Origin of the sequence: Mycobacterium sp. IS-1264 (genome assembly GCF_001954195.1) — a bacterium.
In the GTDB taxonomy this organism is placed as follows: domain Bacteria; phylum Actinomycetota; class Actinomycetes; order Mycobacteriales; family Mycobacteriaceae; genus Mycobacterium.
Genome location: NZ_MBES01000005.1, coordinates 40,296 through 59,440, shown reverse-complemented (window position 1 = coordinate 59,440; position 19,145 = coordinate 40,296). Strand labels below are relative to the sequence as shown.

At 67.8% G+C, this 19,145-nt stretch carries 18 protein-coding genes and 2 pseudogenes; 8 read left to right on the top strand and 12 right to left on the bottom strand.

Features of this window, described 5'->3' with window-relative positions; genetic code table 11:
• Positions 1 to 51: 51 nt before the first annotated feature.
• The 3 genes from A5744_RS00730 to A5744_RS00720 form a co-directional block, all read right to left on the bottom strand.
• Positions 52 to 408 carry a DUF732 domain-containing protein gene (locus tag A5744_RS00730; protein WP_076057688.1) on the bottom strand — a complete coding sequence of 119 codons (357 nt, stop codon included), beginning with the start codon at positions 406 to 408 and terminating at the stop codon, positions 52 to 54.
• A gap of 15 nt (positions 409 to 423) precedes the next feature.
• On the bottom strand, positions 424 to 966 hold the full coding sequence (locus A5744_RS00725) for a cupin domain-containing protein (protein ID WP_139331182.1): 543 nt from the start codon (positions 964 to 966) through the stop codon (positions 424 to 426).
• Between the two features lie 90 nt (positions 967 to 1,056).
• Positions 1,057 to 1,644: a hypothetical protein gene (locus A5744_RS00720; RefSeq protein ID WP_076057686.1), complete on the bottom strand. Its 588-nt coding sequence runs from the start codon at positions 1,642 to 1,644 to the stop codon at positions 1,057 to 1,059.
• A gap of 135 nt (positions 1,645 to 1,779) precedes the next feature.
• On the opposite strand from A5744_RS00720, the gene A5744_RS00715 reads away from it, so the two are divergent.
• Both A5744_RS00715 and A5744_RS00710 read left to right on the top strand, forming a co-directional pair.
• On the top strand, positions 1,780 to 2,436 hold the full coding sequence (locus A5744_RS00715) for a TetR/AcrR family transcriptional regulator (RefSeq protein ID WP_346425758.1): 657 nt from the start codon (positions 1,780 to 1,782) through the stop codon (positions 2,434 to 2,436).
• Complete coding sequence (locus A5744_RS00710; RefSeq protein WP_076057684.1) at positions 2,433 to 3,173, top strand: dienelactone hydrolase family protein; 741 nt, start codon at positions 2,433 to 2,435, stop codon at positions 3,171 to 3,173. Before A5744_RS00715 ends, A5744_RS00710 begins: the two co-directional genes overlap by 4 nt.
• A gap of 101 nt (positions 3,174 to 3,274) precedes the next feature.
• On the opposite strand, the gene A5744_RS00705 is transcribed toward A5744_RS00710, so the two are convergent.
• The 3 genes and pseudogenes from A5744_RS00705 to rfbD all read right to left on the bottom strand — a co-directional run bounded on the left by A5744_RS00705 (position 3,275) and on the right by rfbD (position 6,178).
• Positions 3,275 to 4,354 carry an NDP-sugar synthase gene (locus A5744_RS00705; RefSeq protein WP_139331181.1) on the bottom strand — a complete coding sequence of 360 codons (1,080 nt, stop codon included), beginning with the start codon at positions 4,352 to 4,354 and terminating at the stop codon, positions 3,275 to 3,277.
• Positions 4,355 to 4,367: 13 nt separating this feature from the next.
• Positions 4,368 to 5,273 (bottom strand): glycosyltransferase family 2 protein, encoded by a 906-nt coding sequence (locus tag A5744_RS00700; protein ID WP_076057683.1) that lies wholly within the window; start codon positions 5,271 to 5,273, stop codon positions 4,368 to 4,370.
• A pseudogene (rfbD, locus tag A5744_RS00695) lies at positions 5,266 to 6,178 on the bottom strand (dTDP-4-dehydrorhamnose reductase). Before rfbD ends, A5744_RS00700 begins: the two are co-directional and overlap by 8 nt.
• 87 nt (positions 6,179 to 6,265) lie before the next feature.
• On the opposite strand from rfbD, the gene A5744_RS00690 reads away from it, so the two are divergent.
• The 5 genes from A5744_RS00690 (at position 6,266) to A5744_RS00670 (ending at position 12,323) form a co-directional block, all read left to right on the top strand.
• Complete coding sequence (locus A5744_RS00690; RefSeq protein WP_076057682.1) at positions 6,266 to 7,735, top strand: LCP family protein; 1,470 nt, start codon at positions 6,266 to 6,268, stop codon at positions 7,733 to 7,735.
• Positions 7,736 to 7,742: 7 nt separating this feature from the next.
• Positions 7,743 to 8,474, top strand: coding sequence for a TIGR03089 family protein (locus tag A5744_RS00685; protein WP_205866273.1), 732 nt, complete (start codon positions 7,743 to 7,745; stop codon positions 8,472 to 8,474).
• Between the two features lie 83 nt (positions 8,475 to 8,557).
• On the top strand, positions 8,558 to 8,833 hold the full coding sequence (locus A5744_RS00680; RefSeq protein ID WP_076057681.1) for a DUF1490 family protein: 276 nt from the start codon (positions 8,558 to 8,560) through the stop codon (positions 8,831 to 8,833).
• Between the two features lie 58 nt (positions 8,834 to 8,891).
• Positions 8,892 to 11,000: a manganese-exporting P-type ATPase CtpC gene (ctpC, locus tag A5744_RS00675; protein ID WP_139331187.1), complete on the top strand. Its 2,109-nt coding sequence runs from the start codon at positions 8,892 to 8,894 to the stop codon at positions 10,998 to 11,000.
• Positions 11,001 to 11,111: 111 nt separating this feature from the next.
• Positions 11,112 to 12,323, top strand: coding sequence for a CoA transferase (locus A5744_RS00670; RefSeq protein WP_076057679.1), 1,212 nt, complete (start codon positions 11,112 to 11,114; stop codon positions 12,321 to 12,323).
• Between the two features lie 13 nt (positions 12,324 to 12,336).
• Here A5744_RS00670 and A5744_RS00665 read toward each other — a convergent pair whose 3' ends face one another.
• The 3 genes and pseudogenes from A5744_RS00665 to A5744_RS00655 all read right to left on the bottom strand — a co-directional run.
• The gene (locus tag A5744_RS00665; RefSeq protein ID WP_076057678.1) at positions 12,337 to 13,506 is read right to left on the bottom strand and encodes an acyl-CoA dehydrogenase; all 1,170 of its coding nucleotides are present in this window, start codon (positions 13,504 to 13,506) and stop codon (positions 12,337 to 12,339) included.
• Positions 13,507 to 13,580: 74 nt separating this feature from the next.
• Positions 13,581 to 14,096 (bottom strand): 5-(carboxyamino)imidazole ribonucleotide mutase, encoded by a 516-nt coding sequence (gene purE, locus A5744_RS00660; protein WP_076057677.1) that lies wholly within the window; start codon positions 14,094 to 14,096, stop codon positions 13,581 to 13,583.
• Positions 14,097 to 14,126: 30 nt separating this feature from the next.
• Positions 14,127 to 15,372: pseudogene (locus A5744_RS00655) on the bottom strand (5-(carboxyamino)imidazole ribonucleotide synthase); the annotation flags it as partial.
• A gap of 109 nt (positions 15,373 to 15,481) precedes the next feature.
• Here A5744_RS00655 and A5744_RS00650 point away from each other — a divergent pair.
• On the top strand, positions 15,482 to 16,138 hold the full coding sequence (locus A5744_RS00650; RefSeq protein ID WP_076057676.1) for a GtrA family protein: 657 nt from the start codon (positions 15,482 to 15,484) through the stop codon (positions 16,136 to 16,138).
• Here the strand turns inward: A5744_RS00650 and A5744_RS00645 are convergent.
• From A5744_RS00645 to A5744_RS00635, 3 genes are read right to left on the bottom strand one after another with little or no spacing between them, the layout of a single operon-like run.
• Positions 16,093 to 16,611 carry a PH domain-containing protein gene (locus A5744_RS00645; RefSeq protein ID WP_076057675.1) on the bottom strand — a complete coding sequence of 173 codons (519 nt, stop codon included), beginning with the start codon at positions 16,609 to 16,611 and terminating at the stop codon, positions 16,093 to 16,095. The genes A5744_RS00650 and A5744_RS00645 overlap by 46 nt on opposite strands.
• A 20-nt stretch (positions 16,612 to 16,631) precedes the next feature.
• The gene (locus tag A5744_RS00640; protein WP_076057674.1) at positions 16,632 to 17,453 is read right to left on the bottom strand and encodes a biotin--[acetyl-CoA-carboxylase] ligase; all 822 of its coding nucleotides are present in this window, start codon (positions 17,451 to 17,453) and stop codon (positions 16,632 to 16,634) included.
• Between the two features lie 48 nt (positions 17,454 to 17,501).
• Positions 17,502 to 19,070: an MFS transporter gene (locus A5744_RS00635; protein WP_076057731.1), complete on the bottom strand. Its 1,569-nt coding sequence runs from the start codon at positions 19,068 to 19,070 to the stop codon at positions 17,502 to 17,504.
• Between the last annotated feature and the right edge of the window lie 75 nt (positions 19,071 to 19,145).

The window sequence follows — 19,145 nt, the reverse complement described above, 5'->3', positions numbered from 1 at the left end:
CGACGCCGATCGTGACTGCAGCGTCACGTTCGGCGTATGAAGCCGCGCCACTCAGGCGTCGGGACAGAGGTCGGATACGGCGAAGCGCAGTGCTGCCTGGGCCTGTTGAGGTGTGAGCCCCGCCTGGTCACCTGAGCGTGAGTCGGTGACCAGATGTTGAATCAACTGGGCCGGGGTTTCGCCGCTGTACAGCCGCCAACAGATTGCGTTGCCGAACCCAACCAGGTCGAAATTATGGCTGTCGCTTGGGTTGCCGATGCCGATGCCGTTGAGATCTCTCAGGAAATCGTCGGGCCCCTGCGCTTGAGCTGGGCTGGCGGAAACGATTCCGGCGCTACTCAGCCACGCCGCCGCCAGGCCTAACATCTTGCGCGCACGACCGATGCGCGATTTTTGCGCCGCCCTCATGAGTTTCCTTATGCGTTATGCCGAGACGGCGTCCGTCATCGTGCCGACGAGTAGGCACGGTTCGGTAGAACGGTTGCTCCAGGCGTGGTTGACCCCACGGATGATCGCGGTGTCGCCCGGCCGCATAAGTACCTCGTCGATGTCTGTGATGAGGAAGATTTCGCCGCGTACGCAGGTGAGACAGTCCAGGGTATCGGTGCGGTGCATGGTGGGGTGACGGTCCAGGTCGGCCGCAGTGGGCAGGTGCTTTTGGCGCACTTGTTGATTCAGCTCGGTGAACTGGCGGCGACGCTCGCTGGCGTCGGGTTCATCGGGCCAGATTTCCAGCGCTCGGCAGATCAATCCGTTCGGGAAAGGTTCGCGTTGAGCGCCCAATCCGGGAGTCTGTGACCGGTCGCCCTCAATTGCGTTGTCGGCAGGGGTTTCCTGGGTCGCCCACAGTGTGGCTCGCCAGAAGAATCCGTCGCGGGCTTGCACGTTGGTCAGTCCTTGCTGCAGGACCGCCGAACGGCCGTCGGCGTTGGGGCCGATGACGAATCGGTTCACAGGAGCGGACATGGCGACATTCCTTTCATTTCGTTGCCAGTCCGAGCCGAATGGACATCGAGCAGTCTGGCTATGACGTAAATCCTTGCAGCCCTCGTCATTTCAGCGCTCGATCCCGGGCGCGTCGGCGGGGACGTCGTAAAACTTCAGCGTGAACGAGACCGCCGTGTACATACCCATGAGGACGGTGATGTCAGTGATGCGATCATGACCGAGAACGTCGACCGCCCGGTCGTACAGGCTCTGGGGGATGTAGCGGCCAGCGGCTAGGGCCGTGGCCAGCTCATAGACGGTCCGCTCCCGCTCATCCTCCAGCCGCGTCGGCCGGCCACAGAGCAAAGCATCGACAACCTCGGGCGAGATGGCCAGTTCGATCGCGACTCGGTTGTGCGCGTTGATCGGGAACGGTGCGTGCCACTTGCCAAGAATGACGCAGACGGCGATCTCCCGTTCGCGTTGCGTGAGCGAATGATTCGGTGGATGAAAATGGTCGGCCAGTGGCGCCACGGCCTTTGCGAGGTTCGTATTGTCCACCCAGATCTTCGCCGGCCCGTGTAGCTGGCCGCCCTCGGCCTTTGCGAGCACCCGATAGCCCTGCTGTTGCTCGGGAGTCATCTCGTCGTATGGCGTTTCGGTGTAGCGGCCAAACGTTGCGTGGGCGTGGTTGGCGTCCGTTCTGGATGTGGACATACGACCCTCCTGGTCGGCTGCTGAGCATCGGTATACGGTTGCCGTCCTCGCCGAACCTCAAACAACTACGATCGTTTCTGTTTAGTGTTCAGAGTAAAGGCATCTACCGTATAGCGCAACTGAGCGTTTCCGTTTATGATCGGTTGCATGCCCCGCCTTACAGCGCAGACCCGCGCACAACGCCGCCAGCACATCCTCACTAGCGCTTGGAGGTGCTTTTCGCGGGACGGGTTCCACGTCACCTCCATGGACCAGGTGGTCGCCGAGACCGGGATGTCATCGAGTGCGGTGTACCGGTATTTCCGGAGCAAAGAAGAGCTGATCCACGCCAGCGCCGAGGAAGGCGTGGCCAAGGTGCGCGGCATCTTCCTCGCGCTGCTCGATACCGACCCCTGCCCCACCCCCGCTGAAACGGTGACCCAGTTGGTGGCCGAACTTCACAGTCGCACAGACAATCAGGAATACGACCTGACCCGCATCGCTTTGCAGACGTGGGCGGAAGCGCTGCGCGATCCCGTCCTACAGAAACGGGCTCGCAGGCTCTATCTCGACACCCTTGACCACATTGCCCAACTCGCCGCCCGCTGGCGCGACGATGGATACATCCCAGCCGACTCGGACACCAGAGCCGTTGCCGCGACGGTGCTTTCGCTCATGCACGGCCTGATTGTCATGCACCACCTCGTCGTCGACATATCAGAAGATGCCCTACGCAGTGGAGTTGCCCTGCTCGGTGCCGCCGTCGATCTCAACCTGCCGCTCGCGACTCCACCTAAGGAGGCCCGACGATGACCGACGTCGACCTCAGTGATCTGGCCCGCGCCCACGACGGATCCGCGCCGCTGCGTGGCTACCTGTCGACCCCATCCGGGTCGGGTCCGTGGCCCGGTGTCGTGATGATCCACGAAATCTTCGGCCTCGACGACGTTATGCTTCGCCACGCCGACAAGCTGGCCGGTTTCGGCTATCTCACCCTGGCCGTCGACTTGTTCAGCGCGGGCAGCACCCCACGATGCCTGGCCGCCACGATGACCGCCATGCTCCGCGGCCGCGGCCGCGCGTTCGCCGACATCGCGGCCGGCCGCCGATACCTGGCCGACTCCCCCGACTGCACCGGCAAGATCGGCACCGTCGGCTTCTGCATGGGAGGCGGCTTCGCGCTGCTGACTGCTTCTGACGGCTACGACGCGGCCGCCGTCAATTACGGCCAGCTACCGCGCAACCTTGACACCGTCGTGGCCCACGCGTGCCCGATCGTCGCCAGCTACGGAGGCCGCGACCCATCACTTCGCGGTGCCGCGCGCCGCCTCGACTCGGCGCTCGCCAACGCGGGAATCCCGCGCGACATCGAGGAATATCCGAACGCCAGCCACGCATTCCTCAACGACGCCGAAGCCGGACCCCGGCCGCTTCGACCGCTGTTACGCGTCGCCGGCATCGGTCCCGAACCGACCTCGGCTAAAGACGCCTGGCGACGAATCGAGCTCTTCTTCGCCACTCACCTACAGGGATCGCCACATCATCAGTAGGCGCCGATCGTGCGGCCAGCCGCACATTCGATGCCCAGCGTGACTGCAGCGTCACGTTCGACGCCAAGCGTGACTGCAGCGTCACTTTCGGCGCGAAAGACCTAGACGTCGGACGAGTAGCGAATGCCGCCGTCGGGAATGGAGATGCCCGGCCACACCCGGGCGCCGCGCAGCAACTCGCAGCGCGCGCCGATGTCGGCGCCGTCGCCGATCACGCCGTCGCGGATCAACGCCCGCGGACCGACGCGAACACCGAAGCCGAGGATCGAGCGCTCGATCACGCTGCCCGCCTCGACCTTGACGCCGTCGAAGATCACCGCGCCGTCCAGCCGCACACCCGGGCCGATCTCGGCGCCGCGGCCGACGACGGTGCCGCCGATCAACAGCGCGCCGGGCGACACCGCCGCGCCGTCGTGCACCAGCTGCTCGCCGCGGTGGCCGTGCAGGGCCGGCGACGGGGCGATGCCGCGCACCAGATCCGACGATCCGCGCACGAAGTCTTCCGGTGTGCCCATGTCGCGCCAGTACGTGGCGTCGACGTAGCCGCACACCTTGACGTCCGGGTCGGCCAGCAGCGAGGGGAACACCTCGCGTTCGACCGAGACCTCGCGACCGCGCGGAATCCGGTCGATAATGTGGCGTTCGAACACATAGGTGCCCGCGCTGATCTGATCGGTCGGCGGGTCCTCCGACTTCTCGACAAAAGCGACGACCCGGTTCCGCTCGTCGGTGGTCACACAGCCGTAGGCCCGCGGGTCGCTCACCCGCACCAGGTGCAGGCTGACGTCTGCGGAGTTGGTCCGATGGAAATCCAGCAGCTGGCCCAGGTCGGCGCCGGAGAGCACGTCGCCGTTGAACACCATCACGGTGTCGTGCCGCAGCTGGCCGGCGATGTTGGCGATCGCGCCGCCGGTGCCCAGCGGGCGCTCCTCGGTCACGTAGTCGATCTGCAGGCCCAGCTTGGAACCGTCGCCGAACTCGGCCTCGAACACCGCGGCCTGATACGACGTGCCCAGGATGACGTGCTCGATACCCGCCGCGGCGATCCGCGACAACAGATGCGTGAGGAACGGCACGCCGGCGGTCGGCAGCATCGGCTTGGGCGCCGACAGGGTCAGCGGCCGCAGCCGGGTGCCCTTGCCGCCGACCAGCACCACCGCGTCGATTTGATTGCCGATCAACGGGTTAGCCAACTCAGTGCCGCCCTTCTGCCAGTCTTCGCCTGCGGGAGCTGCGCTGTGAATTGCGCACCATCAGACGAGAACGAACCGCGAGCGATCCGCGCAATGTCCAGCGCAGGGGCGCCCGCAACCAACCCGAGTGCCGGTCGGCGAGAAAAAGGTACGTGCTCTTGTGATGAGCCGCCAGGTTACTTGCCGGGTCGCGACCGGTGGAGTGGCCCTTGTGGTGTAGGACCTCCGCCGACGGCACGTAGACGGATTGCCAACCCGCTTTGCCGAGCCGGTCGCCGAGGTCGACGTCCTCCATGTACATGTAGTAGCGCTCGTCGAAGCCGCCGACGTGGCTGAAGGCCGACCGCCGCACGAGCAGGCACGATCCCGACAGCCAGCCCACCGGCCGTTCGCTGGGCTCGAGCCGATCCTGCCGGTAGGCCGCCGTCCACGGGTTGCGCTTCCAAAACGGCCCGACGACGGCGTGCATGCCGCCGCGGATCAGGCTGGGCAGATGCCGCGCCGACGGATACACGGAGCCGTCTGGATCCCGGACGAGCGGACCCAGCGCGCCCGCGCGCGGCCAGCGGGTAGCGGCGTCCAGCAGCGCGTCGATGCTGCCCGGGCCCCACTGCACGTCGGGGTTGGCCACGATGACCCAGTCGTCGACCCACGGTTCGCCCACTTCGTCAAGGTGCGCGACGGCGCGATTCACCGCGGTTCCGTACCCGAGGTTGGCGCCGGTGCTGAACAGCCGCACGTTCGAATAGCGCTCGACGGCCGCTTGTGGCGCTCCGTCGGTGGAGCCGTTGTCTGCCATTATCACGCTGACCGGGCGCTCGGTGGCCAACGACAACGAGGCCAGGAACCGCTCCAGGTGCGGGCCCGGCGAGTAGGTCACCGTCACGACCGGCAGGACGTCAGTCACGCGTAGAGCGTATCGGTCGATCCCTGGCCGGAGGCCGCCAGCGCCGCGACAAGCGCTGCACGCCAGTGCCTTAGCGGCCGCAGGCCCGCCGCCGCCGACTGCCGGCTCGACAGGGCCGAATAACTCGGCCGCGGCGCGGGCCGTGGAAAGTGTGCGCTGCTGACCGGCCGCACCCGGGCCGGATCGGCGCCGCATTCCTCGAAGACCGCGCGGGCCAGCTCGAATCGCGAGACCGCGCCCTCGTTGGCGGCGTGCAGGACGGGCCCGGGCACGCGGTCGTCGGCGACCTGCAGCAGCGCGTCGGCCAGGTCGCCGACGTACGTGGGCGAGCCGACCTGGTCCTCGACCACGTCGACGGGACCGTCCCCGGCGGCCAGCCGGCGCATGACGGCGACGAAGTCCCGGCCCGTGCCGCCGGTGTACACCCAGGCGGTGCGCACCACGACCGCATCGGGCAGGGCCGCCAGGGCGGCGCGTTCCCCGGCGAGCTTGGTGCGGGCGTACACGCCCTGCGGCGCGGTGTCGTCGCCGGGTTCGAAGGGGCGGGGCGCGGCGGCGCCCTCAGGACCGAGGTCGGCGTTGAACACGAAATCGGTGGAGACGTGGATGAGCCGCGCGCCGGCGCGGGCACAGGCCCGGGCGATGTGTTCCGGGCCGGTGACGTTGACCGCGTGCGCGGCCGCCTCGGCGCTCTCGGCGCCGTCCACATCGGTGTACGCCGCGCAGTTCAGCACGACGTCGCCTTGCTGCACGATCCGCTCGGCCGCGACCGGGTCGGTGATGTCCCACTCCGACGAGCTCAGCGCCGCCACGTCGCGGCCCTGGGCGGCGGCGCGGGCCGCCAAGCAGCTGCCGAGCTGCCCACCGGCACCGCTGATGACTAGCCTTCCTGACCCGCCCGACATGCCACGAGTCTGGCATGCGCCGAGAAGCGTGGGCCACGCCGCGGCCGGCTACCCGAGAAGCGGGTGTGTCACAAGTAACCTAATGTGATGCCTGTGCAACGTGTGGTTCGTGCGGTTGCCACTGCCCTGGCCGTCCTGGTCGTCATCGGCACGGGGGTCGCCTGGAACAACGTTCGATCCTTCGAAGACGGCATCTTCCACATGTCGGCGCCCTCGTTGGGTAAGGGCGGCGACGACGGCGCGATCGACATCCTGTTGGTCGGCATGGACAGCCGCACCGACGCCCACGGCAACCCGTTGTCGGCCGAGGAACTGGAAGCGCTGCGGGCCGGCGACGAGGAAGCCACCAACACCGACACCATCATCCTGGTCCGGATACCGAATAACGGGAAGTCGGCCACCGCGATCTCGATTCCGCGGGACTCCTACGTCGCCGCCCCCGGACTGGGCAAGACGAAGATCAACGGCGTCTACGGCCAGACCCGGGAGGCCAAGAGGGTCAGCCTCGTCAAGGCCGGCGCGTCGGCCGCCGAAGCCGCGGCGCAGGGCACCGAGGCCGGCCGCGATGCCCTGATCAAGACCGTCGCCGACCTCACCGGGGTCACCGTCGACCACTACGCCGAGATCGGGCTGCTCGGGTTCGCGTTGATCACCGACGCGCTCGGCGGCGTCGACGTCTGCCTCAAAGAGCCTGTGTTCGAACCACTCTCGGGCGCGGACTTTCCCGCCGGCCAGCAAAAGCTCGACGGGCCGCAGGCGCTCAGCTTCGTCCGCCAGCGCCACGAGCTGCCGCGCGGCGACCTCGACCGCGTGGTGCGCCAGCAGGTGGTGATGGCCTCGCTGGCCCACAAGATCATCTCGAGCAAGACGCTGTCCAGCCCGGCCACGGTGAAGCGCCTGCAGGCCGCCGTCCAGCGCTCCGTGGTGATCTCCTCTGGTTGGGATGTGATGGATTTCGTCCAGCAGATGCAGAAGCTGGCCGGCGGCAACGTCGCGTTCGCCACCATCCCGGTCCTCGACGGCGCCGGCTGGAGTGACGACGGCACCCAAAGCGTGGTGCGGGTCGACGCGCACCAGGTCGCCGACTGGGTGGCCGGGCTGCTGAACGATCAGGCTCAGGGCAAGACCGAGGAGCTCGCCTACACGCCCGCCAAGACCACCGCCAGCGTCGTCAACGACACCGACATCAACGGACTGGCCGCGGCCGTGGCAGATGTCTTGAGCTCCAAGGGCTTTGCCACCGGAACCGTGGGCAATAACGACGGTGGGCATGTGCAGGGCAGCCAGGTGCGGGCCGCCAAGACCGACGATCTGGGTGCGCAGGAGGTGTCCAAGGAACTCGGCGGATTGCCGGTCGTCCCGGATACCTCGCTGGCACCCGGAGCGGTCAAGGTGGTGCTGGCCAACGACTACACCGGCCCGGGCTCCGGGCTGTCCGGCAGCGGAACGATCATGCCGGCCAAACTGTCCGACCAAGCGGCCGCCACCAACCCCAATGTCCCGGCGCCCTCGCCGATCCTCACCGCCGGCTCGGACAAGCCGGAGTGCATAAACTGACCAACCGGTGCATGAATCGACGCTGACAACGCTTTCTGGGATGATCCTGGATCCGATGTTGCGGGCCGACCCCGTCGGTCCGCGCATCACGTACTACGACGACGGCTCCGGCGAGCGCATCGAGCTGTCCGCGGTGACGCTGGCGAACTGGGCCGCCAAGACCGGCAACCTGCTGCGCGACGAGCTCGGCGCCGGCCCGGCCAGCCGGATCGCGATCCTGCTGCCGGCCCACTGGCAGACGGCGGCGGTCTTGTTCGGGGTGTGGCGGATCGGCGCCGAGGCCGTGATCGCCTCGGGCGAACCCGGTGACATGGCGCTGTGCACCCCCGACCGGCTGGAGGAGGCCGACTCGGTGATCGAGCCCGGCGGTGAGGTGGCGGTGCTGTCGCTGGATCCGTTCGGCCGCCCGGCGCCCGACCTGCCGATCGGTGTCACCGACTATGCGACCGCGGTGCGGGTACACGGCGACCAAATAGTTCCTGAGCGCCATCCCGGTCCCGCGCTGGCCGGCCGAACGGCCGAAGAAATTCTGGCCGACTGTGAGAATTCCGCGGCGGCAAGGGGTTTGACGTCTAAGGATCGCGTGCTGTCCAGCGCGTCGTGGTCCGCGCCCGCCGAGTTGGTCGACGGCCTGCTGGCCATCATGGCCGTGGGCGGGTCGTTGGTGCAGGTGGCCAATCCCGATCCCTCGACTCTGCAGCGCCGAATCGAGACGGAAAAGATAACCCGCGTCCTCTGACCCGATTCATATTGATATCGCAATATTTCAATGTTACGGTCGGGAAAGCAGCAGCTGACGCCGTGGCGACAGGGAGGTAGGCAATGGCGGGGTTCGGGCTATTGGCAAAAGCGGCCGGGACGGTGTTCACCGGCCTGGTCGGCGTGACGGCCTACGAGGTGGTGCGCAAGGCCGTGGCCAAGGCGCCGCTGCACGAGACCGCGGTGTCGGCGGCCGAGCTGGGATTGCGCGGAACGCGCAAGGCCGAGGAAGCCGCCGAGTCGGCCCGCCTCAAGCTCGCCGACGTCATGGCCGAAGCCCGCGAGCGCGTCGGCGAGGAGGCGCCCACCCCGTCCATCGGTGACGTTCACGAGCACTGATCGCTTGATACAAGCCAACGACCCTGCCCTGGCGGTGATTTCGGACGCGGCCGGACGCATGCGGGTTTCGGTCGGGTGGGTCCGCGGCAACTCACGCCGCGCCGTCGCGGTCGAAGAGGCCGTCGCCAAAGAGAACGGTGTGCGCACCGTGCACGCCTACCCGCGCACCGGCTCCGTCGTCGTCTGGTACTCGCCCCGGCGCTGCGAGCGCCCCGCGATATTGGCCGCGATCAGCGGCGCCGAACACATTGCCGCCGAACTGATCCCGGCCCGGGCACCGCATTCGTCGGAAATCCGCAACGCCGACGTGCTGCGCATGGTCATCGGCGGTGCTGCGCTGGCGTTGCTCGGCGTGCGCCGCTACGTCTTCGCCCGGCCGCCGCTGCTGGGCCCGAGCGGGCGGGTGGTCGCCACCGGCGTCACCGTCTTCACCGGCTACCCGTTCCTGCGCGGCGCGTTGCGCTCGCTGCGTTCCGGCAGGGCCGGCACCGACGCGCTGGTGTCCGCGGCGACCGTGGCCAGCCTGATCCTGCGCGAGAACGTGGTCGCGCTGACCGTGCTGTGGTTGCTCAATATCGGTGAGTACCTTCAGGATCTGACGCTGCGCCGGACCCGGCGGGCCATCTCCGACCTGCTGCGCGGCAGCCAGGACACGGCATGGATCCGGCTCACCGAGGGCCCGCGCGCGGGCACCGAGATACAGGTGCCGATCGACAGCGTGGAGATCGGCGACGACGTGGTGGTCCACGACCACGTCGCGATACCCGTGGACGGGGAGGTGGTCGACGGCGAGGCGGTCGTCGACCAATCCGCGATCACCGGGGAAACCCTGCCGGTCAGCGTCGTGGTGGGTTCGCGCGTGCACGCCGGTTCGGTCGTGGTGCGCGGACGCCTGGTGGTGCGCGCGGAGGCCGTCGGCAACCAAACCACCATCGGCCGCATCATCGCCCGCGTCGAGGAGGCGCAGCACGACCGAGCGCCCATCCAGACGGTCGGCGAAAACTTCTCTCGCCGTTTCGTTCCCACCTCGTTCGTCGTTTCGGCGATCACCCTGGCGATCACCGGTGACGTGCGCCGGGCGATGACCATGCTGCTCATCGCGTGCCCGTGCGCGGTCGGCCTGGCCACTCCGACCGCCATCAGCGCCGCGATCGGCAACGGCGCGCGCCGCGGCATCCTCATCAAGGGCGGCTCCCACCTGGAGCAGGCCGGCCGGGTCGACGCGATCGTGTTCGACAAGACCGGGACCCTGACCGTGGGGCGCCCGGTCGTGACGAATATCGTTGCGATGCATAAGGATTGGCAGCCCGAGCAGGTCCTGGCGTATGCGGCCAGCTCGGAGATTCACTCGCGGCACCCGCTAGCCGAAGCGGTGATCCGCTCGACCGAGGAACGCCACATCACCATCCCGCCGCACGAGGAGTGCGAGGTGCTGGTGGGCCTGGGCATGCGGACCTGGGCCGACGGCCGGACCCTGCTGCTGGGCAGCCCCAGCCTGCTGCGGGCCGAAAAGGTGAACGTGTCGAGAAAGGCCTCGGAGTGGGTCGACAAACTGCGAAACGAGGCGGAGACCCCGCTGCTGCTCGCGGTGGACGGCACCCTGGTGGGGCTGATCAGCCTGCGCGACGAGGTGCGACCCGAGGCGGCCGCGGTGCTGAAGGAGTTGCGGGCCAACGGGATTCGCCGCATCGTCATGCTCACCGGGGACCATCCCGACATCGCCCGGGTCGTCGCCGCCGAGCTCGGGATCGACGAGTGGCGCGCCGAGGTGATGCCGGAGGACAAGCTCGAGGTGGTGCGCGAACTGCAGGGCGAGGGTTACGTCGTCGGGATGGTCGGCGACGGCATCAACGACGCCCCGGCGCTGGCCGCCGCCGACATCGGAATCGCCATGGGACTGGCCGGCACCGACGTCGCCGTCGAAACCGCCGACGTGGCCCTGGCCAACGACGACCTGCATCGGCTGCTCGACGTGGGAGACCTGGGTTCCCGGGCCGTCGACGTGATCCGCGAGAACTACAGCATGTCCATCGCCGTCAACGCCGCCGGGCTGGTCATCGGCGCGGGCGGGGCGCTCTCCCCCGTGCTCGCCGCGATCCTGCACAACGCGTCGTCGGTTGCGGTAGTGGCCAATAGCTCCCGTCTCATTCGGTATCGCCTCGACTAAGCGACTGCACAGCCACGGTCGGGCCCCGAGGACCGTCTCGTTATTGTGTCTAATCATGGCGCGGACCGACACCGACACCTGGGTTCGCCGGAACTACGACTAGGGGCCGACATGCCAAGCAGCGAGCCGAACAGCAAGCCCGCGAAGCCCCTCGACGGATTCCGGGTGCTCGATTTCACCCAGAACGTGGCCGGGCCGTTGGCCGGGCAGGTGCTGGCCGACCTGGGTGCGGAGGTCATCAAAATCGAGGCGCCCGGCGGTGAGGCCGCCCGCCAGATCACCGCGGTCCTTCCCGGGCGCCCGCCGCTGGCCACATATTTCCTGCCGAACAACCGCGGCAAGAAGTCGGTGACGGCGGACCTGACCGACGACGACGTCAAGCAGCAGGTACTGCGGCTCGCCGACACCGCCGACGTCGTGCTGGAGGGCTTTCGCCCCGGCGTCATGGAACGAATGGGGTTGGGGCCCACCGACTTGCAGTCGCGCAATCCCAGACTCATCTATGCCCGCCTGAGCGCTTTCGGCGGCAACGGGCCGCACGGCACGCGCCCGGGCGTCGACCTGATGGTCGCGGCCGAGGCCGGCATGACCACCGGAATGCCCACGCCCACGGGTAAACCGCAGATCATCCCGTTCCAGCTCGTCGACAACGCCAGCGGTCACGTGCTGGCCGAGGCGGTGCTGGCCGCGCTGCTCAACCGCGAACGTCACGGGGTGGCCGACGTGGTCCGGGTCGCGATGTACGACGTTGCGGTGGGGCTGCAGGCCAACCAGCTCACGATGCACCTGAACAAACCCAGCGAGCCGGCCAAACCGAAGCCAGAAATCAAGCCAGATGCCAAGAAGCGCAAGGGAGTTGGTTTCGCCACGCAGCCCTCGGACGCCTTCCGGGCATCCGACGGGTATCTCGTCCTGTCCGCCTATGTGCCCAAGCATTGGGCCAAGCTGTGCGAGATCATCGGCCGGCCCGATCTGCTCGACGACGAGCGATTCGTCGACCAGCGCGCGCGGGCGCTGAACTACCCGGAGCTGACCGAGGAGCTCGAGTCGGCCCTGGCCGCCAAGACCGCCGCGGAATGGGTCGAGCTGCTGCACGAGGGCGGCCTGATGGCCTGCCTCGCCTACACCTGGAAGCAGGTCGTCGACACCCCGCTGTTCGCCGAGAACGACCTGGCCCTGCGCGTCGGCAGCGGCGACGAGGCCATCACGGTGATCCGCACCCCGGCGCGCTACTCCAGCTTCGACGCCGTGAACACCGATCCCCCGCCCGCCGCGGGGGCGCACAACGACCGGTATCTCAGGGCACCGGAGACGGCGAAGTAGGCGCGGCGCGGGATCAGCGCAGCAACGCCCGCGACATCACTACCCGTTGGATCTGGTTGGTGCCCTCGTAGATCTGGGTGATCTTGGCGTCGCGCATCATCCGCTCGACCGGGAAGTCGGTGGTGTATCCGGCGCCGCCGAACAGCTGCACCGCCGCCTCGGTCACGTCCATGGCGGTGTCGGAGGCAAAGCACTTCGCGGCCGCGGAGATGAATCCGAGATTCGGTTCACCGCGTTCGGCCCGGGCGGCGGCGCTGTACACCATCAGCCGGGCCGCTTCGACTTTCATCGCCATGTCGGCCAGCTCGAACTGCACGCCCTGGAACTCGGAGATCGACTTGCCGAACTGCTTGCGGTCCTTGGTGTACGCGACGGCGGCGTCCAGCGCGCCCTGCGCGAGGCCCACGGCCTGCGCCCCGACGGTGGGGCGGGTGTGGTCGAGGGTCTGCAGCGCGGTTTTGAACCCGGTGCCGGGTTCGCCGATGATCCGATCGCCCGGGATGCGGCAGTTCTCGAAATACAACTCAGTGGTGGGCGATCCCTTGATGCCCATCTTCTTTTCCTTCGGGCCGACGCTGAACCCCTCGTCGTCCTTGTGCACCATGAACGCCGATATCCCGTTGGCGCCCCGGTCCGGATCGGTCACCGCCATCACCGTGTACCAGGTCGACTTGCCGCCGTTGGTGATCCAGCACTTGGTGCCGTTGAGAATCCAGTGATCCCCGTCGGCCTTGGCCCGGGTCCGCATGGACGCCGCGTCACTGCCGGCTTCGCGCTCGCTCAAGGCGTAGGAGGCCATCGCCCCCTCGGTGGCCAGGGACGGCAGCACCTGCTTCTTCAGCTCCTCGGAACCCTGCAGGATCAGGCCCATGGTGCCCAGTTTGTTGACGGCGGGAATCAGCGAGGCGGACCCGTCGACGCGCGCGACTTCTTCGATCACAATGCACGCCGCGACTGAGTCCGCGCCCTGACCGCCGTACTCCTCGGGGATGTGGACGGCGTTGAAACCGGACGCGTTCAGCGCGTCGAGGGCCTCCTGCGGAAATCGCGAATTCTCGTCTACATCGGAGGCGTGCGGAGCGATCTCCTTTTCCGCCAGCGCTCGAATCGCCGCCCGCAGCTCCTGGTGCTCCTCGGGCAATTGGAACAGGTCGAATGTGGGGTCTCCGGCCCACTGAGCCATCTTGGCCTCCTTGCACTCCGCCAAATTTGCCCGGCTGTCCCACGGGCCACTACCCAGCTCGCTTCGTCGCCGGGCTACTGGCCGGTAACTTTACCCTGACCCTCCCGCAGCGCCGCATCCTTGGCCCGCACGCTCTCGGCCAGCTCCTCGGCAAAGGTGACGAGCCGCGCGCGCAGCGCCGGGTCGGATGATCCGAGAATGCGCACTGCCAGCAGGCCCGCGTTGCGGGCGCCACCGATGGAGACCGTGGCGACCGGCACGCCCGCCGGCATCTGCACGATCGACAGCAGGGAATCGAGGCCGTCCAGCCGAGCCAGCGGAACCGGCACGCCAATCACCGGCAGCGGCGTCGCCGAGGCGACCATCCCGGGCAGGTGGGCCGCGCCGCCGGCGCCGGCGATGATCACCTCGATGCCGCGGTCGGCCGCGCCGCGGGCGTAGTCGAGCATCTCCGCCGGGGTGCGGTGCGCCGACACGACCCGCACCTCGGTCGGTACGTCGAACTCGGCCAGCGCCGCGGCCGCGTCGGACATCACCGTCCAGTCGCTGTCGCTGCCCATGATCACCGCTACGCGCGGATGCTCGGTCATTCGGCGCCACTCCTCCTCATCACTTCGCTCTGCATCGTCGCTGGCGCTAGCCATGTGGATCCCATCCGTCGGCCCATTGCCCGTGTGACAACCAGTGTGCGGCCAGCTCGGCGCGTTCACGCAGCTTCGCCAGGCCAGCGACATCGGAGCCCGGGGAATCGCCCAGGAAATTGATGTGCCCGACCTTGCGTCCGGGGCGTTCGGCCTTGCCGTAGAGGTGAACCCGGGCGTCGGGCATGCGCGCATAGAGATGGTGCAACCGTTCGTCGACGGTCATCGCCGGCGGCTGCGCGGCACCGAGCACGTTGGCCATCACGGTCACCGGCGCGATGGCGTCGGTGTCGCCCAGCGGATAGTCCAGCACCGCGCGCAGATGCTGTTCGAACTGGCTGGTGCGGGCCCCGTCCATGGTCCAGTGCCCGGAGTTGTGCGGCCGCATCGCGAGCTCGTTGACCAGAAGCGCGCCGTCGACCGTCTCGAACAGCTCGACCGCGAGCACCCCGATCACGCCGAGGTCGGCGGCCAGCCGCAACGCCAGCTGTTGCGCGGCCGAAGCGAGTTCCTCGGGCAGCTCCGGCGCGGGCGCGATGACCTGTACGCAGATCCCGTCCCGCTGCACGGTCTCGACGACCGGCCACGCCGCGCCCTGCCCGAACGGCGAGCGCGCCACCAGAGCCGACAGTTCGCGGCGCAGGTTCACCTGCTCCTCGGCCATCACCGGCACGCGGGAGGCCAGGAAGTCGGCGGCGATCTCGCGGGCGTGCGACGGGTCACGGGCCATCCGCACCCCGCGCCCGTCGTATCCGCCGCGGACCGCTTTCACGACCACCGGGCCGGCTATGCGCCTCGCGAAGGTGTCGAGTTCGTCGACGCTTCGGATCTCGGCGTAGCGGGGCACCTGGGCGCCGAGGGCCTCCATCCGCCGCCGCATGACGAGCTTGTCCTGGGCGTGCACCAGCGCCTGCGGTGGCGGCGCCACGTTGACGCCTTCCGCGACGAGCTTGTCCAGCAGTTCGGTCGGGACGTGCTCGTGGTCGAAGGTCAGCACGTTGGCTCCGGCGGCGACGCGGCGCAGATCTTCGAGATCGGTGTGCGAGCCGATCACCACGTCGGGACTGACCTGTGCGGCCGATTCGTCGGCTGCGGTCGCCAGCACACGCAGCGTCTGCCCCAGCGCGATGGCGGCCTGATGGGTCATCCGGGCCAGCTGACCGCCGCCGACCATGGCGACGACGGGCGCGGTGCGCGGCGGGCGTGAACTCGGCACGGCCATCATGGTGTCATGGCGCACAGTCCCGTGCTCGAGGCGTGTTGACCGGCTCTGACGCACAATCGTTATGTACCATTTTGCGTCGATTTTGCGTCCATACGTACACTCACGTGTTGTGTCCTTCGCCGAAGCCACAATCGCGCGCCTGCCCGGGATCATTCAGCCGTATGCGCAGCGCCATCATGAACTGATCAAATTCGCCATCGTCGGCGGTACCACGTTCATCATCGACTCGGCGATTTTCTACACGCTGAAGCTGACGATTCTGGAGCCCAAGCCGGTGACCGCCAAGGTCATCGCGGGGATCGTGGCCGTCATCGCGTCCTACGTGCTGAACCGGGAGTGGAGCTTCCGCGACCGCGGCGGGCGCGAGCGACACCACGAGGCGCTGCTGTTCTTCGCTTTCAGCGGCGTCGGTGTGCTGCTATCCATGGCCCCGCTGTGGATCTCCAGCTACGTCCTGCAGCTGCGGGTCCCGACGGTGTCGCTGACGGTGGAGAACATCGCCGACTTCATCTCGGCGTACATCATCGGCAACCTGCTGCAGATGGCGTTCCGGTTCTGGGCGTTCCGGCGTTGGGTGTTTCCCGACGAGTTCGCGCGCAGCCCCGACAAGGCACTCGAATCGGCCCTCACCGCCGGTGGCATCGCCGAAATCTTCGAGGACGAAATCGAGGGCGGCAACGTCACGCTGCTGCGGGCCTGGCGCAACAGGGCTCGGGCGCGTCAGCTCGGCGATTCCTCGGAACCCAGGGTGTCGAAGACTTCGTGATACAGCAGCGCGTGCACCTCGCGCAGGCGCGGAATGTCGTAGAACTCCAACGGATCTTGTGACGCCGACTCGATAATCAGGGTCCCGGTGCGAAACATTCGCTCGACGATCTTGTCCCGGAATTCGACGCTGTTGATCCGCGCCAACGGGATGTCGATGCCGCTGCGGGTCAGCACCCCGTGCCGAAACATCACCCGCCGGTTGGTGACGACGAAATGTGTGGTCAGCCAGCTCAGGAACGGCCACAGCGTCAGCCAGCCGACGATCACCAGCCAGATCCCCCAGATGACGCCGTAGATGATGTTCTTGGCGAGCTGCTCCCAGTGCGTCGAGTTGAGATAGCCCGACCCGAACGCCGCGAGCGCGGTCACCACGATGAGTACGACGACGGGCCAGATCAAGCGCTTCCAGTGCGGGTGGCGGTGTATGACGACCTGTTCGCCGGCGGCCAGGGCGTTGTCCGGGTAGCTCATGGTCGCGAAGTTACCGCTTCCTAACGTAGATGCACCACGTCGCCGGCGGAAACGACGACGGTCTCGGCATCGGTTTCCACGCATAACCTGCCCTGGTCGTCGACGGCGCTCGCGGTCCCGACGACTTCCCGGCCGCCGGGCAGTTCGGCGCGCACCCGCGTGCCGATGGTCAGGCTGCGGGCGCGGTAATCCGCGGCCAGCTGCCAGTCGGCCCCCCGCGCGAGCCGCCAGGCGGTGATGCGGCCGCCGAGCTCGCGCAACACGGCGCGGACCAGCGCGTCGCGGTCGGGCGAGGCCACTCCCAGACCGAGCAGCGACGTGGGCGCAATCGCACCGGAGCCGTCGACCTCCTCGGGCGCCTGAGTTACGTTGAGCCCCAAGCCAATTACCACTACCGGCTTTGCGACCTCGGAGAGAATTCCGGCCAGCTTGCCGCCACCGGCCAGCACGTCGTTGGGCCATTTGAGACCGGCTTGCACGCCGGCCGCATCGAGCACCGGGGCCACCGCGTCGACGACGGCCACACCGGTGGCCAACGACAGCCAGCCCCACCCCGCGGTGGGGACGTCGACCACGCTGACCCCGACCGACATGGTGATCTGCGCGCGCGGGGAGGCCGACCAGCCGCGGCCGTGCCGCCCGCGGCCGGCGGTCTGATGCTCGGCGATGAGCACCGCCCCGGCGACGTCGTCTCCGGCGGCCGCGCGAGCCAGCAAATCGGTGTTGGTGGAACCGGTTTCGTCGACGACGTCGAGCCGTCGCCAGCCCAGCCCGGTGCCGATCAACTCGGCGCGCAGTGCGGCGACGTCCAGTGGCCTTCTGAGCTCATCGGGGTCTGTCACCGGACCCAGCCTAGAACGCGGCGCTCATCGCGGGCGCCGGTCACCCAGTCATCGAACCGGATCCCTGGTGCGGCTGTTGAGCTGCCGGTCACCGAGATCGCCACGGGTGCGCGGAAACCGCCTCCAACCAAGAATGAAGCCTGCCGTGAGCAATGCCGCCCCGCCGGCGACCGCTAGCCGGACGCCGCCGATGAAGTCTTTGTCGGCGACGCGCACGACCAGACGCTCCTGCGCTGATGTCAGTCGATGGCCCGGCCCGATATTTGCGGGGTGCGCGCACGGATTCGCGCCTTCCACTACGGCCGCGATGACCGCTTTGCGTTCGGCGGGATCGGCGATGGCGGGCTCCAGCCGGGCCGGCAACGTCGCGCCTAGCCAGAGCGCGAGGACGGAGCCGAAAAGTGCGACGCCGAAAATGCTGCCCAGCGACCGTTGCAGATTGATCAGGCCAGCGCCCATGCCTGCTCGGTGATCGTCAACCTCGGTCATAGCAAGCTGCAGCAGTGGCGTGGCGCAGCCCCCGTACCCCGCACCGAATAGCGCCAGACCGATGATCACCACGGGCATTGCGCGGCCAATGGCGACCGCGAATAGCGCCAACCCGATGATCGACGCCGCCAGACAGACCAGCGCCGGCAGTCGGGGGCCCCGATCTTCTACCGCCCGGCCTGCCAGTACGCTCGCGACCCCAAATGCCACCGGGACGGGCAACAGCAGCAGACCCGCGTGCATGGGCGAGAACGCGCGCACGTTCTGGAAATGCTGGGTGGTCACCATCAACAAACCAAAAAAGCAGGATGTCACCAGGAAGTAGACCAGCAGCGCCGATCGGTACACCGGCTGGCGAAGCAACTGAAGATCGATCAACGGGAATGCCGCGCGGCGTTCGTGCCGAACAAACAGCCATAGCAGCACGACAGCCAGCAGCAGCGCCGGCCCCACTGCGGCCAGCTCCCGATGGATCCGCGGGACCTCGATGAGCCCGTACGCGATCATTGCGATCGCGGGGGCGAACATCAGCTGACCCGGCCAGTCGAGTTGGGTCGGGTCGGGATCCCTGGACTCGGCGGCAGCAACCAGCGTGAGGAGCCCGACGATTGCTCCCATCGGGAGGTTCACCGCAAAGACGCTGCGCCATCCGAGGTCCTGGACCAGGAACCCGCCCAGCGCCGGGGACACCGCCGCACCGACACTCCCCATGGCCATCCAGCCGGCTATCGCCCGCGCTTTCAACCCCGGGTCGGGAAACGCGTGACTGAGCAGGGCGAGAGACAACACCGAGATGAAGGCCGCTCCCACACCCTGAATAATTCGCGCCACCGTGAACAGTCCAAGACTGACGTGTAGCGCGCACACCACGGAGGAGATGACGAATACCGCGAGCCCGATCAAAAACCCGCGCTTGCGACCGTACCGATCACCCAGTAAGGCGCAGCTCATCAGCGCGGCAGCCATACCCAGGCTGTAGCCTGCGACGGCCCACTGAAGACCTCGCTCACCCGCCTTGTACGCCGCCTGGATGCTGGGCAGCGCGACGTTGACGACGTTGACGTCCACACACACGATGAAGATGCCCAGCCCGGCCGCGACCACGGTCATCCGCTGGCGCGCCGTCATCGCCGGATGGGCATGCTGCACCCCGGTCATTGCGACAAACTTTTCGAGACGGGTTCGGGACAGTGGCCCATCCGG

Excerpts from the sequence above, each read along its gene's own strand:
- A5744_RS00710 (WP_076057684.1), top strand. The coding sequence starts at position 2,433 with ATGACCGACGTCGACCTCAGTGATCTGGCCCGCGCCCACGACGGATCC.
- A5744_RS00690 (WP_076057682.1), top strand. The coding sequence starts at position 6,266 with ATGCCTGTGCAACGTGTGGTTCGTGCGGTTGCCACTGCCCTGGCCGTC.
- A5744_RS00725 (WP_139331182.1), bottom strand. The coding sequence starts at position 966 with ATGTCCGCTCCTGTGAACCGATTCGTCATCGGCCCCAACGCCGACGGC.
- A5744_RS00665 (WP_076057678.1), bottom strand. The coding sequence starts at position 13,506 with ATGGCTCAGTGGGCCGGAGACCCCACATTCGACCTGTTCCAATTGCCC.
- A5744_RS00730 (WP_076057688.1), bottom strand. The coding sequence starts at position 408 with ATGAGGGCGGCGCAAAAATCGCGCATCGGTCGTGCGCGCAAGATGTTA.
- A5744_RS00720 (WP_076057686.1), bottom strand. The coding sequence starts at position 1,644 with ATGTCCACATCCAGAACGGACGCCAACCACGCCCACGCAACGTTTGGC.
- A5744_RS00670 (WP_076057679.1), top strand. The coding sequence starts at position 11,112 with ATGCCAAGCAGCGAGCCGAACAGCAAGCCCGCGAAGCCCCTCGACGGA.
- A5744_RS00645 (WP_076057675.1), bottom strand. The coding sequence starts at position 16,611 with ATGAGCTACCCGGACAACGCCCTGGCCGCCGGCGAACAGGTCGTCATA.
- A5744_RS00715 (WP_346425758.1), top strand. The coding sequence starts at position 1,780 with ATGATCGGTTGCATGCCCCGCCTTACAGCGCAGACCCGCGCACAACGC.
- A5744_RS00635 (WP_076057731.1), bottom strand. The coding sequence starts at position 19,070 with ATGACGGCGCGCCAGCGGATGACCGTGGTCGCGGCCGGGCTGGGCATC.
- ctpC (WP_139331187.1), top strand. The coding sequence starts at position 8,892 with ATGCGGGTTTCGGTCGGGTGGGTCCGCGGCAACTCACGCCGCGCCGTC.
- A5744_RS00680 (WP_076057681.1), top strand. The coding sequence starts at position 8,558 with ATGGCGGGGTTCGGGCTATTGGCAAAAGCGGCCGGGACGGTGTTCACC.
- purE (WP_076057677.1), bottom strand. The coding sequence starts at position 14,096 with ATGACCGAGCATCCGCGCGTAGCGGTGATCATGGGCAGCGACAGCGAC.